We start from the raw sequence: 12,997 nt of genomic DNA, 5'->3' as shown, positions 1-12,997 counted from the left end.
TCAAAATCAATACTGTTGAGTCAGTGGAAGATTTAAAAGAATTAATGAAACAACAAAACTGAAATCGTCTAAAACTGACTGAAAGTGTTGGCTAATTTATCAGCAATTCCCTCGATCCAAATTTCGTCTTGTTTAGTATAACTGCGCGGTGCATTTGCCGCCAAAATTAACACCCCTTCCTTACCGATGGGTTGACAGATTAAGCCTTGGGTGTTTTCTGGCAAATAGTCAAACTCGATTTTAGCGGGATATAAATTTAAATTAACTAAATAGACGGCTTTACCGGTTTCTAAAACTCTTTTGATAATATTACTAACTTTAACTTCAGAATTCTGGCTTAAGATACCGCGACGTAATAAAACTTTTCCCTGATAATAAACGATCAGAGATTTTGTCACGGTGTTAGTTAAAAGTAAATGGGAAGCCCAAGCAAGCTCAATTTTAACCAGTTCTGGCAAATCTGGGGCAAATTCCAGACCTTCGCGCCCGATTAATTCCACAGCATCCGGTAAGCGGGGTTGAACTCTTTGCCAGATTAAACCCACCAAAATTAAAACCCCACTCAAAATCACTCCCATCACATCGGAACGCGCTTGCGATGGGGTTAAATCGGCAGTGGCAAAACGATTAAACATTAATACCGTACCCCCGACGATGCCGGCGAACAGGGGTAACAGTCTTAAAATACGATTGGGATCAGCTGGTGCCATAGCTGAGAACTATTCCTCGTCTAGTTCTAAAATCCGCTGGAAAAGATAGCCTGTACCTCTAGCGGTGAGAATTAACTCAGGATTACTGGGATCATCTTCTAATTTGGCTCGTAAACGGGAAATATGCACATCTACCACCCGCGTATCCACATGACGTTCGGGGGTATAACCCCAAACTTCCTGAAGGATTTCCGAGCGGGAAAAAGCTTCTCCCGAGCGACTGACCAATAATTCCAGTAAACTAAATTCCATACCAGTCAGACGGATGCGTTCATCCCCCTTATAAACTTGGCGTTTATTGGTATCGATTTTAATGGAACCAATATGAATCACACCGGAACTAGGAATCCCCGGAGCACCATTTTTCTCCACCCGACGCAACACCGAACGAATCCGCGCCTCGAGTTCTTTGGGAGAAAAAGGTTTAACTACATAGTCATCCGCGCCCAATTCTAGCCCGGTAATTCGATCGGCCACATCGCCCAAAGCGGTTAACATAATGATAGGAATATCCGATTCTTTGCGGAGTTCCTGACAGACACCGTAACCGTCTAATTTCGGCATCATCACATCCAAAACCACTAAATCGGGTTCAGCGGTGCGGAAGGTTTCTAAAGCTTCCTCGCCGTCGGCGGCGGTGACGACTTCATAACCAATCATCGACAAACGAGTCTCTAAGATACGACGGATGCTGGCTTCATCATCAACAACGAGAATTTTTTCCTTTTGGTTCTCCAACTGAATTAACACTCCTTAGTTAAATAGTGTGATGAATTTTAAAGTTAAATAACGAGCGTTCCTGTTTATAGAATATCCTTTGGCCGTTATCATTAAGCCTGAATTTCCTATTTTATTTCTTTTATGACAATTATCAATAACTTTAGGGTCTTCCTTCCCCCTTATCATACTTAATCAAATTTGACAAGAGAATTGATCCCCAAACCGCTTTTCTTCAACTTTTCTTAAAAAACATGGCGAAATCGCGAACAATATATATCTGTAGCGCTTGTGGGGCGGAATCTCCCCAATGGTTGGGAAAATGCCCCAGTTGTGACACCTACGGGACGCTAGAAGAACAAGTGATGGCTGGTGGCAATAATCCGGCGGTAAATCGCCCAGGATGGCAAAATAGTCGCCCAAATAACGGCAAAGGACAACGCAACCCGCAACCGCGCATCTCGGTGCGCTTCTCGGAAATTACCCAGTATGAACAGGAACGTTTTCCCTCCGGTTACGGCGAATTCGATCGCGTTCTCGGTGGTGGCATCGTCCCCGGTTCTCTTGTACTAATCGGCGGCGATCCGGGTATCGGCAAATCGACGCTTTTACTGCAAGTTACCAACCAACTCGCCCAAAGATTACCGCGCATCCTCTACGTTTCCGCCGAAGAATCGGGACAACAGATTAAACTGCGGGCTGCCCGTTTGGGGGTGGGAGTGGTTCCCGTGGAGTCGGAAAATAACGGCAATGGCAAGGATAAAAAAGCCTCTGAATCAACCGCAGAACTCGATAATCATCTCTACGTTTTGCCAGAAACCGATTTAGAGGAAATTTTGCGGGAATTAGAATCTCTACGCCCACAGGTGGCGGTAATTGACAGTATTCAAACTCTTTATTTTGGGGCGTTAACTTCCGCGCCGGGATCTGTCGCCCAAGTTCGCGAATGTACCTCCGCCTTGATGCAGGTGGCAAAACGGGAGAATATTACTTTATTAATTGTCGGTCATGTGACTAAAGAAGGGGCGATTGCCGGTCCGCGAGTTTTGGAACATTTGGTCGATACGGTGTTATATTTTGAAGGCGATCGCTATGCCTCCCATCGTCTCTTAAGATCCGTGAAAAACCGTTTTGGAGCAACCCACGAGATCGGTATTTTCGAGATGGTGGATCACGGTTTGGTGGAAGTGGAAAACCCCTCAGAATTGTTTTTAGGCAATCGCGACGAATTTTCCCCGGGTACGGCGACGGTGGTAGCCTGTGAAGGTACACGCCCGATTGTGGTGGAGTTACAGGCATTAGTTAGCCCCACCAGCTATGCTTCCCCTCGAAGATCGACTACTGGCATAGAATACAACCGATTACAGCAAATTCTCGCCGTTTTAGAAAAGCGCGTCGGCATTCCTTTATCGAAATTAGATGCCTATGTTGCCTCCGCGGGAGGGTTGGGAGTGGAAGAACCGGCGGCGGATTTGGGAGTTGCGATCGCTGTTGTCGCCAGTTTTCGCGATCGAGTCGTGGATCCGCGCACAGTCTTAATCGGGGAAGTGGGATTAGGCGGACAAGTGCGCTTAGTGTCGCAAATGGAACTAAGATTAAAAGAAGCGGCGAAATTGGGCTTTAAACGGGCGATTGTCCCCAGAGGTCAAGTTTATCCCGAAGATGTGGGCTTAGAAATTGTTCCAGTCGGCAAGGTAATCGAGGCAATTGTCGCCGCAATTCCCCCCCAGCAGCGCTTTGGGGAAGATATGGAAGACGAGGAAGGGGAAGGGCAAGAATAACGGTACAATGCTAAAAAAGATTAAATTACTTGGGAGATTTTCACCATGTCTGTGTTAGCTGTTGCCGCTTTAGCGGGTTATCTGATCGTTTTTAGCGGAATTGCCCTCGGTCTCTTTTTCGGTCTGCGCTCCGCTAAAATTATCTAGTATATAAAAGCTGTAGTGATCAGTTTAACTGGTCACTATTGCCCATTCTAGGGGAAATAAAAAATGACTATTATTCCCGACTTAAAAACTCTCTACGAAATTGATGATTCTCTTTGGTTAGAAGAAACTATAGAACTGCTCAAGGCTAAAAATTTTGACGCTTTAGATTTAGACAATTTAATCGAGGAGTTAGAAGACTTGGGAAACGAAAAAAAGTTTCGTATTGCTAGTTTTTTACAGCAAATTATTAGACATTGTTTATTATTACAATTTTGGACAAGGGAAAGAGATTATAATCAGGCTCATTGGCAAGCAGAACTGGTAAATTTTCAAGATCAATTAAATACCTACCTAACGGCAAGTTTACGGAAATATTTAGAACAAGAATTTGATAATATTTATCAGAAAGCACTCCGTTATGTGAGAAAAAAGACCAACAATCAAGTTAACTTTCCCGATACTTGTCCCTACAGTTTAGCAGAACTTCTCGATCCTAATTGGCTACCACCTTACGAATAAAGGAGATAAAAAAATGACTGTTATTCTCGACTTAAAAACTCTCTACGAAATTGATGATTCTCTTTGGTTAGAAGAAACAATCGAACTCTTGAAAATTAAAAGATATGAAGCTTTAGACTTAGAAAACTTAATCGAGGAGTTAGAAGACTTGGGAAACGAAAAAAAGTTTCGTGTTGCTAGTTTTTTACAGCAAATTATTAGACATTGTTTATTATTACAATTTTGGACAAGGGAAAGAGATTATAATCAGGCTCATTGGCAAGCAGAACTGGTAAATTTTCAAGATCAATTAAATACCTACCTAACGGCAAGTTTACGGAAATATTTAGAACAAGAATTTAATAATATTTATCAGAAAGCACTCCGTTATGTGAGAAAAAAGACCAACAATCAAGTTAACTTTCCCGATACTTGTCCCTACAGTTTAGCAGAACTTCTCGATCCTAATTGGCTGCCATCTTATCATTAAGGAGATAAAAAATGACTGTTATTCCCGACTTAAAAACTCTCTACGAAATTGATGATTCTCTCTGGTTAGCAAAAACCATCGAACTCTTGAAGAATAAAAGATATGAAGATTTAGATTTAGAAAACTTAATCGAGGAGTTAGAAGATTTGGGAAACGAGAAAAAGTTTCGTGTTGCTAGTTTATTAGAGCAAATTATTAGACATTTCTTACTCCTACAGTTTTGGACGGAGGAAAGAGCATATAATCAGGATCACTGGGAGTTAGAAATAGTCAACTTTCAAATTCAGCTAAAAAGACGCTTAACCACTAATCTCTGTAATTATTTACAAAATGAATTAACTAATATTTATGAAGATGCAGTTTTCTTTGTGCGGAAAAAGACAAAAAACAAAGTTACTTTCCCCGATACTTGTCCCTACAGTTTAGAAGAACTTCTCGATTCTAATTGGCTGCCATCTTATCATCAAGGAAATAAAAAATGACTGTTATTCCCGACTTAAAAACTCTCTACGAGATTGATGATTCCCTCTGGTTAGAGGAAACTATAGAACTGTTGAAGAATAAAAGATATGAAGCTTTAGACTTAGAAAACTTAATCGAGGAGTTAGAAGACTTGGGAAACGAGAAAAAGTTTCGTGTTGCTAGTTTATTAGAGCAAATTATTAGACATTTTTTACTGCTACAATTTTGGACAGTCAAGAGAAAATATAATCGTAGTCATTGGCGCTCAGAAATTGTCAATTTCAAAAACCAGATCGATACTTATTTAACTACTAATCTCCGCAATTATCTCACTCAAGAATTACCTCGCATTTATCAGAAAGCCTTAAATTATGTTAGAGAAAAAACCGATAATCAAGTTAGTTTCCCTGGGGAATGTCCCTACAGTTTAGAAAATCTCCTTGATCTCGATTGGTTTCCTCCAGAAAATGAATAAAGGAAAAAACGAAATGCTGAAAAAGTTTCTACGTTGGCTGATTATTGGCGGAACCTTATTTTTTGTTCTCAGCAATCTTAAAAATAACTGGGATAACGTTACCTCAGTTAGAATTGAAAATCACGGTTGGTTATTTCTTTTCTTGGCACTTATAACCACAGTTATCGCTCAAATTTGGGCAGGATGGGTGTGGACATGGATACTCAAAAGCTATCAACAGCCGATTAAAACCTCCGCAGGAATTGGGATCTATATGATTACCAATTTAGGAAAATACCTACCCGGTAATATCGGACACTTTTATGCTCGCATTGTGGCAATTAATAAAGCAGGAAGTAATTGGGGAACCGCTAGTTTAAGCGTTTTATTAGAACTTTTGCTACTGGTTTGTGCAGCCTTAGCCATAGCAGTTATTGGTAGTGGTTTGGGTTGGATGAAATCTAGCTCAAGTCTAGGGATACAGATATTAGTTTTAGGATTAATTTTAATCGGCATTCATCCCAAATTTTTAAATTATCCTCTCAAAATCCTTAGCCAAAAGAAAAAGATTGCTCAAGAACCTGTTTATCTAACTAAATATCCTCTCGTTCCCCTCTTGGGTGAAACTGGATTTTTATTGTGGCGCGGTGCGGGTTTTATTTTAGCTGGGATGGTATTAAAAATGATTACCCCCGCTCAGATTTTACCCCTCTTAGGAACCTTTAGTTTTGCCTGGTTATTGGGTTTAGTTGTCCCCGGAGCGCCGGGAGGATTAGGAGTTTTTGAAGCCACAGCGATCGCACTTTTAGACACAGAAAAATTCCCCGCCGCTAACGTACTTGTCACCGTTGCTATCTATCGTTTAATTAGCATTCTCTCCGAAGTGATTGCCGCCGGAATCGGGACAAAATTAGTTAAAGATAAAGCCAAGTTTTTTAGTTAGCTTAAGGATATTAGTCGGGTCTGTTAGCCCAATGTAACGCACCCAGAAGAAAAATTTTGGTCATTATTAAGCGAAGATAATTTTCTCAACTTCTAAAATCTATCTCCTCACTCCTAAATTCTGATGTAACATAGGAGCAATAATCAGCAAAAATATGGATACTCCCACCTAGAGAGGCCGAAAAAATGACGATTGCCAAAAGCGACGAAACTGCCACCTCTCCGGCACTGATAGAAGAAGATTTCGAGGACTTCTGGGAACCCCCCCCACCCCCCACAGACTTAATTTTTGATGATGGTGAACCCTTGGAAAGCAACCGACACCGCATTGCCATGAATGTCTTGATTCGTTCCCTACAGCAGGGTTACGGCGAACGAGACGACTTCTACACGGGTGGCAATATGTTTATTTATTTCAGCCGCGAACAAGCAAAAAATCGCGATTTTCGCGGGCCAGATTTCTTCGCCGTCCTCAATGTCGATGGCACGAGAGAGCGACAGGGTTGGGTAATTTGGGAAGAAGAGGGACGCTATCCTGATGTTATCGTGGAATTAACCTCTCCTAGTACCGCTAGGACTGATAAAGTGCGAAAAAAAGCCATTTATGAGGGAACCTTCCGCACGCCAGATTATTTCATCTACGATCCTTTTGATGCCAATTCTTTACAAGGATGGCATTTAGGGGCCGACCAACGTTACCATTCTTTAGAACGAAACGAGCGCGGCTGGTTATGGTGCGAAACTTTAGGCTATTGGTTGGGAACTTGGGAAGGCACTATTGACCGAGAAACGGCAATTTGGGCAAGATTTTATGACCCAGAAGGCAATTTAATCCCCTTGCCAGAAGAAGCAGCCCAGGAACAAGCGGCTGCGGCTCAGGAACAAGCGGCGGCAGCCCAGGAGCAGGCGGCTGCAGCACAGGAGCAAGCGGCTGCAGCCCAGGAGCAATTAAATGCTACTCAGCAAGCTCTGGAAGCGGAAAGACAGCGTTCTCAACAACTGGCGGCTCGTTTGCGAGAAATGGGGATAGAGCTATAGTATAGCTGTATTTGTTTAGGTGAGGAGGTAAACTACTGGTGTTCCTCCTCGCTCAAAGTCGGTTAATTTCTCCTTTCACGATTGAGGGAGCCTGTAATCCCAGTGTATTTGAAATCTAGCTCCACACCTGTTTGCTGCTGTGATTACCTTTTGACCAGTGAGTAATTATTGATCAGAGTTTTCTTGGATTCTTTCTTAAACAGTGAACAGTAAACAGTGAACTGAAAACTGAAATCTGATAACTGATAACTGTCTCAACTAGGAAATTTATTTGGCACGACTACTTATATGTCTAATCTATCTTTGGGCGCGCAACCCCCCCTCGAATTTATCACCCCTGACCTTAATCCCCTGCTTTTAAAGGGATGTCAAATCTTTTTACCTCTCTGGTTACAAACTCAAACCAACTTAAGAGAAATTTCCGCTGCTAATCTAGAAACTTTAATCACATTTTATCAAAAAAGTCAAGAGAAAAAAGTCCGTTTACTGCTTGCTTTTCGTCATCCCAGTATTAACGATCCCTACTGTATGGCCTATCTTTTGTGGAAATTAGTACCCAAAAAAGCCCAAGAGTTAGGAATAAAATTAAACAATCCAATTCACGCTCATTTTATGTACGATCGAGGGATTCCTTTATGGGCGGGAGAAAGGGTAGGATGGTTATATTCTAAGTTAGGTGGCACACCAATTCAACGGGGAAAAGCCGATTTAATTGGATTGCGTTCGGCTCGTCGTTTATTATTAGAAGGAAATTATCCTTTAGCCGCCGCTCCGGAAGGGGCAACTAACGGACATAATGAGCTTGTCAGTGCTATTGAACCGGGTATTTCTCAATTGGCTTTTTGGGGGGTGGATGATGTCAGAAAAGCTAAACAGCAGCAGGAAGTAATTATTTTACCCATTGGTATTCAGTATTTTTATCTGACTCCAGTGTGGCAAGAAATCGAGCGAATTTTAACTAATTTAGAAACCGATAGCGGTTTAGAATCAATCCCAAATTCATCCCTAGAAGAAAAGGTTTTATACGAGCGTCTTTTTCGTTTAGGAGAAAGATTATTATCCTTAATGGAGGATTTTTATCGAGATTTCTACTATCAATCTTTGCCGGTAGTGCCTGCCAATGGTGATGATCCAAACGAAACCCTAGCCAAACGTTTAGCCAATTTATTAGATGTGGCCCTACAAACCGCAGAAAAGTATTTTAATATTTCTCCTAATGGTAATGTGATCGATCGCTGTCGTCGTTTGGAACAAGCAGGATGGGAACGCATTTATCGGGAAGAATTAAAACCCACTCATTCTATTTCTCCCCTTGAATTAGGATTAGCTGATCGCCTTGCTGATGAAGCTAATTTAAAAATGTGGCACATGAGAATTGTCGAAAGTTTCGTCTCAGTAACTGGTTATTATGTCAAGGAAAAACCCACCGTAGAAAGATTTGCCGAGACAATTTTATTACTCTGGGATTTAGTGACAAGAATTAAGGGAGGTAATCCCTTTTTTCGTCCCCAAATTGGTCAACAAAAAGCGATAATAACTATCGGTAAACCTATTTCTGTATCCGAGCGCTATGCTGATTATAAAAGCGATCAACGCTCGGCCGTAGCACAATTAACCCAAGATTTACAAACCAGTTTAGAAAGTTTAATTATTCATCAGTAGATAATTAGGGTTTGCTGAATAAGTTTGTTGGTAGAGTCAGTTATCAGTTATCAGTTATCAGTTATCAGTTATCAGTTCACTGAGAAAACCCCCACTTCCCCCAGCAACGGTTCGACAGTCCCACCGTCCGCTCGACTAAGCGTTCGACTGAGCTCACGCCGAAGTCTTCGCCGAATGTCCGAACGTCGCGCACGAAGTGGTCTTCTCACTTACCACTCCCCAATTCATAATTTATAATTCCCAATTCATAATTCATAATTCATAATTCATAATTCATAATTTATAATTCCCACTTCCCCAGGAAAAACTTTTTCAGCAGACCCTAGTATAGGAGATAGTACGGGAATCTGGAAAAACTCAATACCGAAAACCCTACCCCGGTAAGAGAATCTTTTATCTATCCTAAAAGTGTAGAGACAAACCAACATCTCTAGCGTTAAGAAAACTTCGGAGGTGACTTATATGGCACTTATACGTTGGGAACCTTTCAGAGAAGTAGAAAGCCTACAGAAAGAAATGAATCGCTTGTTTGACCGTCTTGTGCCGACTGATGTAGGCAATGGCGAAAAAGTGGGGTTATCCTTTATCCCAGCGGCGGAAATGACCGAAACGCCAGAGGCAGTTCAGCTTAAACTGGAAATACCTGGTATGGAAGCCAAAGACCTCAACGTGGAAGTAACAGCCGATAGTCTGACCATTAATGGTGAAAGAAAATCGGAAATTAAAACCGAAGAAGAAGGATTTACCCGCACTGAATTCCGTTATGGTAAATTCCATCGGGTTATTCCTCTACCGGTTCAGGTTGATAACACTAACGTGGCTGCTGAATACAAAGATGGTATTCTCAATCTCACCCTCCCGAAAGCGGAAGAAGAAAAAAATAAAGTGGTGAAAGTGTCCATCAGTCCTGCCATTGCTCAATGATGTAGCACTCATTGTCTGGTCTTAAGCGAAAAGGTTAACTTAGTCTGATTAAACCGAAGCGGGAGTATTAAATCATACTTCCGCTTTTAGCTTCTTAACCTTTTAATTTAAAACTTCTAACACTGCTTGGGGTGATAATTTATCTTTAAACCAGATAACCTGAGCGGGTAGGTTTTGAAATTTAACGCCAGCTTTTTCTAGATTTAACCGTTCCGATACGGCTAAAATTAGATTATTTGCTTGGGCCGATTTAACCTGTAAAAATTTCTTTTGTAGGTATTCTGGTCGCCAATAACCAACAATTTCGAGGAGAAAAACGCGACCATCGGGATGCACTAAACGGAAATCGGGAATCATCACTCCTCCGGGTAAAGGCACTAAATCCACTTCCCTTTCTAACTGCCATTCAGTTTTTAACTGTAACCAACGTTTAGCGAAAGATTCCTCTAACATACTATCGTAGGGTTTACCCGGGGAATAGTGGGATACCAGACCACAGTTATCCTCTAAATTAAACTGTTGTTTTTTAATAGTTCCTGTATAGGAATCTTTATACTGTAATTGTGCCTTCAAATTCCAGTGAGTCACATGGAGTAAGGCAGGAATTAATTTAGCGATTTCAATGCCATAACGACTGTTAGCTTTAAATAAACTGGTGGGACCATCGATAGTAATAGTAAATCCCGTGTCGGCATCCCCTTCGATATAAGTCATTAAACGAAATAGTTTTAGATAGCGAAAGAGATATTTATATTCACCCGGATCATTGCGGTGGACGTTGATAATTAAATAACTGGCCCGATAAAAAATCCCTTGAATTTGCGAGAGGTTAAAACGATTAATTAAGTTTTCGGGGGTGGGAGCATCAAATTGAGTGAGAATTTTATTCTCCGCTAAATCAGCATAGAGTCCTTTTTCTAGAGCTACTGGAAAAATTTCTTGATTTAATTCTTGGCTGAGTTGCTGGGCAATTTTCTCCAGAATTAGCGATCGATTTTGGGGAATAGGAACAAAGTTGGCCGCTTGTTCAAAAACTCTTTTTCTTAATTCCTGCGGTTCTAAGGGACTAATAATCTCAAAGGTGGCAAAATGATTGGTTAATAGGTGAGCAAATCCCCGTTTAATTTTATAATCGGGACTGTCTCCCTCCAAGATTAGGAGTTTTTGGCTTAATTCTCCCTTAGTTTCCCCGATACTTTCCTGAAAACAGGTGATTTGTTCTTTAGCGATCGCCAGATAATCAGGAGCGATCGGTAAGCGTTTGGGAATAATTGTCTCGCCATTTTGACGGGAAATCAATAAATCGGTCGGTAACATGGCAAGCTAGAGAAGAATAGTCAGATGGGGAAAGGTGGGACGACAAGGAAAGGTCAAAACCCCAAAAATCCCCCACTTCTAACTATTTTGGTCTATATAACGCTCTAAATCTTCGATCACACGGGTTAATTCTGCTTCTGTGGTTAAGCGTAGGCGATCATCGCGAACCGTTAACAAAACTTTAGCCGAAAAAGGATTCGGATAAATATTGGGATTACAAAACACTTCCAGAAATACATCACCAGTGTGCTGATATTCCAGCGGTTTTTGGGGTTGGGGTTTACCCCCACTAGCAGCATTACTGGCGATCGCTTTCAGGCGATCAAGTAAAATGTTAATTTCCCTTTGCAAATCCAGAGCAGCACTGGGACTGAAACGAAAAGTAACGGAACCTTGCAAAAGATTAAGAGTTAAAGGAATCATGGAAAAAATCAGGTTAAGAGAAAGCCTGAAGTTAATTATATTAATTTGGGGAAATTTGGGGAAATTGGGTTTTGGGGGATTGTTCAGTAAACAGTCATCAGTAAAGTCAGGTTCTTCGTTACTAGGTTCGGTTCGAGCGGGTGATCGCTAAATCATCCCTTATAACCCCGTCCATTGCATAAGCAGGAACCGAAAGGCCATCAGTGAACTGAAAACTCACCACTGAAAACTCACCACTGATAACTGATAACTGATAACTGATAACTGAAGTTACCGACGCGGAACGAGATTAATCCGGCCTTCGTCCATTTCATCCATGAGTAACTCGAGGGCCTCGTAATCCACATCAGAAACGTAGCCAAGACGAGCGAGGAGTTCATTAATTCCGTTTTCAATTTCTGGCGTGATTTGACGATAATATAGGGCTTTTTCCACTAATTGGCGGATAGTCGGCTGGGTATCCACAATTTCCTTACTCTAGCTCAATAAATCTAGTTTCTGTATCCTGCTTTACTTTATTTTAGCAAAAACACCAGTATAATCCTGGGTCATCCTTAGTTATTCGGAGTTAGAGCTTAAACCTAACGACTTTCCCCTGATGTTCACCCTAGTCAGTCCTGACCACTGTTCCTCTTTACCACTAGAATCCTAAGGTTAACCTAAAATTGGTTCCTCCCTATAGGGGTCAAGATTAAAAAAAGATTAATCTTTTCAGGAGAGGGAAAATTGATCAAGACCAAGGTTACAAACTCAGAAAGTTAGGACATAATAGCGTTATCTGATTTCCAGTTAAAAGGTTCATTTATGAATTTCAAAGCCCAGCCATGAAAAGTCCTGTAAAAGTCCCAGAAATTGCTCTATTTGAGCCAAGTGGCTATATTACCGCCGCTAACGTCCTAGAATTTCAAGAGCAGCTCACCAATCTGGTGAACCAGAATAGCTCTATCACTTTTCTCGTGGACATGAGTAGGGTGGAATTCCTCGACAGTGCCGGATTAATGGCTTTAGTTACCGCCTTTCGTCTGGCTCAAAGTCAAGAAAAATCCTTCAATATCTGTTCTATTCCACCTTCAGTCAAGATTATCTTTGAATTAACCCAACTGGACCGGGTTCTCTCGATTTTCCCTAGCCGTGCTGACTTTGGTGCTGTCATCACCCTCCCCCAAGCGGCGTAAGCAGACAAAATAGGGTTTCCCGCCGTAATTTCTTGGCTACAATCTCAATTCTACCAGTAAATCACCTCTTGACTGGGCAGATTCCCATTCGTACAACCGACTCCTCAGGACAACAATTTTTCTCAAGGAGAGCCATTATACTGTTGAGATGGCTCTCCTCCTTTTTGGATATTATCTCTAGGGACAAACTACCCTACACTTGTTGGGAGCAGCTCACAAAAGACTGTCTGTTAAGAAATTCCATCACTTTAGTGATG

16 protein-coding genes are annotated in these 12,997 nt (G+C 41.5%); 11 read left to right on the top strand and 5 right to left on the bottom strand.

The features are described 5' to 3' along the window. Positions 1 to 68 precede the first annotated feature (68 nt). A complete protein-coding gene (locus IQ234_RS03555; protein ID WP_002789031.1) occupies positions 69 to 710 on the bottom strand; it encodes a cofactor assembly of complex C subunit B in 642 nt (213 codons plus the stop codon). A gap of 9 nt (positions 711 to 719) precedes the next feature. Continuing rightward, positions 720 to 1,448 carry a response regulator transcription factor RpaB gene (gene rpaB / locus IQ234_RS03550; RefSeq protein ID WP_002734727.1) on the bottom strand — a complete coding sequence of 243 codons (729 nt, stop codon included), beginning with the start codon at positions 1,446 to 1,448 and terminating at the stop codon, positions 720 to 722. A 233-nt stretch (positions 1,449 to 1,681) separates the two neighbouring features. Between rpaB and radA the strand changes: the two genes are divergently transcribed. The 10 genes from radA (at position 1,682) to IQ234_RS03500 (ending at position 9,825) form a co-directional block, all read left to right on the top strand. Then, positions 1,682 to 3,208 (top strand): DNA repair protein RadA, encoded by a 1,527-nt coding sequence (gene radA, locus IQ234_RS03545; RefSeq protein WP_193956065.1) that lies wholly within the window; start codon positions 1,682 to 1,684, stop codon positions 3,206 to 3,208. Between the two features lie 45 nt (positions 3,209 to 3,253). Beyond that, entirely contained in the window at positions 3,254 to 3,355 is a 102-nt protein-coding gene (petL, locus tag IQ234_RS03540) for a cytochrome b6-f complex subunit PetL (protein ID WP_002742381.1), read from the top strand. Between the two features lie 63 nt (positions 3,356 to 3,418). Continuing rightward, the gene (locus IQ234_RS03535; protein ID WP_193956064.1) at positions 3,419 to 3,874 is read left to right on the top strand and encodes a DUF29 domain-containing protein; all 456 of its coding nucleotides are present in this window, start codon (positions 3,419 to 3,421) and stop codon (positions 3,872 to 3,874) included. A 13-nt stretch (positions 3,875 to 3,887) separates the two neighbouring features. Then, positions 3,888 to 4,343: a DUF29 domain-containing protein gene (locus IQ234_RS03530; protein WP_193956063.1), complete on the top strand. Its 456-nt coding sequence runs from the start codon at positions 3,888 to 3,890 to the stop codon at positions 4,341 to 4,343. Between the two features lie 11 nt (positions 4,344 to 4,354). Further along, the gene (locus tag IQ234_RS03525) at positions 4,355 to 4,825 is read left to right on the top strand and encodes a DUF29 domain-containing protein (protein ID WP_193956062.1); all 471 of its coding nucleotides are present in this window, start codon (positions 4,355 to 4,357) and stop codon (positions 4,823 to 4,825) included. Next, positions 4,822 to 5,280, top strand: a complete 459-nt coding sequence (locus IQ234_RS03520; RefSeq protein ID WP_193956061.1) for a DUF29 domain-containing protein — start codon at positions 4,822 to 4,824, stop codon at positions 5,278 to 5,280. The genes IQ234_RS03525 and IQ234_RS03520 overlap by 4 nt, the downstream gene beginning before the upstream one ends. Beyond that, positions 5,273 to 6,202 carry a lysylphosphatidylglycerol synthase transmembrane domain-containing protein gene (locus tag IQ234_RS03515; RefSeq protein WP_193956060.1) on the top strand — a complete coding sequence of 310 codons (930 nt, stop codon included), beginning with the start codon at positions 5,273 to 5,275 and terminating at the stop codon, positions 6,200 to 6,202. Before IQ234_RS03520 ends, IQ234_RS03515 begins: the two co-directional genes overlap by 8 nt. A 185-nt stretch (positions 6,203 to 6,387) precedes the next feature. Continuing rightward, complete coding sequence (locus IQ234_RS03510; RefSeq protein WP_193956059.1) at positions 6,388 to 7,239, top strand: Uma2 family endonuclease; 852 nt, start codon at positions 6,388 to 6,390, stop codon at positions 7,237 to 7,239. 288 nt (positions 7,240 to 7,527) lie between these two features. Continuing rightward, the gene (locus IQ234_RS03505; protein ID WP_193956058.1) at positions 7,528 to 8,901 is read left to right on the top strand and encodes a 1-acyl-sn-glycerol-3-phosphate acyltransferase; all 1,374 of its coding nucleotides are present in this window, start codon (positions 7,528 to 7,530) and stop codon (positions 8,899 to 8,901) included. Between the two features lie 462 nt (positions 8,902 to 9,363). After that, positions 9,364 to 9,825 carry an Hsp20/alpha crystallin family protein gene (locus tag IQ234_RS03500; protein ID WP_193956057.1) on the top strand — a complete coding sequence of 154 codons (462 nt, stop codon included), beginning with the start codon at positions 9,364 to 9,366 and terminating at the stop codon, positions 9,823 to 9,825. Between the two features lie 102 nt (positions 9,826 to 9,927). Here IQ234_RS03500 and IQ234_RS03495 read toward each other — a convergent pair whose 3' ends face one another. The 3 genes from IQ234_RS03495 to IQ234_RS03485 form a co-directional block, all read right to left on the bottom strand. After that, positions 9,928 to 11,142, bottom strand: coding sequence for a DUF790 family protein (locus IQ234_RS03495; protein ID WP_193956056.1), 1,215 nt, complete (start codon positions 11,140 to 11,142; stop codon positions 9,928 to 9,930). 78 nt (positions 11,143 to 11,220) lie between these two features. Continuing rightward, positions 11,221 to 11,565, bottom strand: coding sequence for a hypothetical protein (locus IQ234_RS03490; RefSeq protein WP_002732938.1), 345 nt, complete (start codon positions 11,563 to 11,565; stop codon positions 11,221 to 11,223). Positions 11,566 to 11,835: 270 nt separating this feature from the next. Next, positions 11,836 to 12,030, bottom strand: a complete 195-nt coding sequence (locus tag IQ234_RS03485) for a hypothetical protein (RefSeq protein ID WP_046660872.1) — start codon at positions 12,028 to 12,030, stop codon at positions 11,836 to 11,838. 359 nt (positions 12,031 to 12,389) lie between these two features. Here IQ234_RS03485 and IQ234_RS03480 point away from each other — a divergent pair, with 359 nt between their 5' ends. Further along, a complete protein-coding gene (locus IQ234_RS03480) occupies positions 12,390 to 12,740 on the top strand; it encodes an STAS domain-containing protein (protein WP_104395459.1) in 351 nt (116 codons plus the stop codon). Positions 12,741 to 12,997: the final 257 nt, after the last annotated feature.

The sequence above is a fragment of the Microcystis aeruginosa LEGE 91341 genome (assembly GCF_015206885.1).
In the GTDB taxonomy this organism is placed as follows: Bacteria; Cyanobacteriota; Cyanobacteriia; order Cyanobacteriales; family Microcystaceae; genus Microcystis; species Microcystis aeruginosa_H.
This window is presented reverse-complemented; position numbering and strand designations above follow the sequence as displayed.

Bases quoted from the DNA above. Each gene is read 5' to 3' on its own strand.
- IQ234_RS03555 (WP_002789031.1), bottom strand. From the start codon at position 710: ATGGCACCAGCTGATCCCAATCGTATTTTAAGACTGTTACCCCTGTTC.
- radA (WP_193956065.1), top strand. From the start codon at position 1,682: ATGGCGAAATCGCGAACAATATATATCTGTAGCGCTTGTGGGGCGGAA.
- petL (WP_002742381.1), top strand. From the start codon at position 3,254: ATGTCTGTGTTAGCTGTTGCCGCTTTAGCGGGTTATCTGATCGTTTTT.
- IQ234_RS03535 (WP_193956064.1), top strand. From the start codon at position 3,419: ATGACTATTATTCCCGACTTAAAAACTCTCTACGAAATTGATGATTCT.
- IQ234_RS03530 (WP_193956063.1), top strand. From the start codon at position 3,888: ATGACTGTTATTCTCGACTTAAAAACTCTCTACGAAATTGATGATTCT.
- IQ234_RS03525 (WP_193956062.1), top strand. From the start codon at position 4,355: ATGACTGTTATTCCCGACTTAAAAACTCTCTACGAAATTGATGATTCT.
- IQ234_RS03520 (WP_193956061.1), top strand. From the start codon at position 4,822: ATGACTGTTATTCCCGACTTAAAAACTCTCTACGAGATTGATGATTCC.
- IQ234_RS03515 (WP_193956060.1), top strand. From the start codon at position 5,273: ATGAATAAAGGAAAAAACGAAATGCTGAAAAAGTTTCTACGTTGGCTG.
- IQ234_RS03510 (WP_193956059.1), top strand. From the start codon at position 6,388: ATGACGATTGCCAAAAGCGACGAAACTGCCACCTCTCCGGCACTGATA.
- IQ234_RS03505 (WP_193956058.1), top strand. From the start codon at position 7,528: ATGTCTAATCTATCTTTGGGCGCGCAACCCCCCCTCGAATTTATCACC.
- IQ234_RS03500 (WP_193956057.1), top strand. From the start codon at position 9,364: ATGGCACTTATACGTTGGGAACCTTTCAGAGAAGTAGAAAGCCTACAG.
- IQ234_RS03495 (WP_193956056.1), bottom strand. From the start codon at position 11,142: ATGTTACCGACCGATTTATTGATTTCCCGTCAAAATGGCGAGACAATT.
- IQ234_RS03490 (WP_002732938.1), bottom strand. From the start codon at position 11,565: ATGATTCCTTTAACTCTTAATCTTTTGCAAGGTTCCGTTACTTTTCGT.
- IQ234_RS03480 (WP_104395459.1), top strand. From the start codon at position 12,390: ATGAAAAGTCCTGTAAAAGTCCCAGAAATTGCTCTATTTGAGCCAAGT.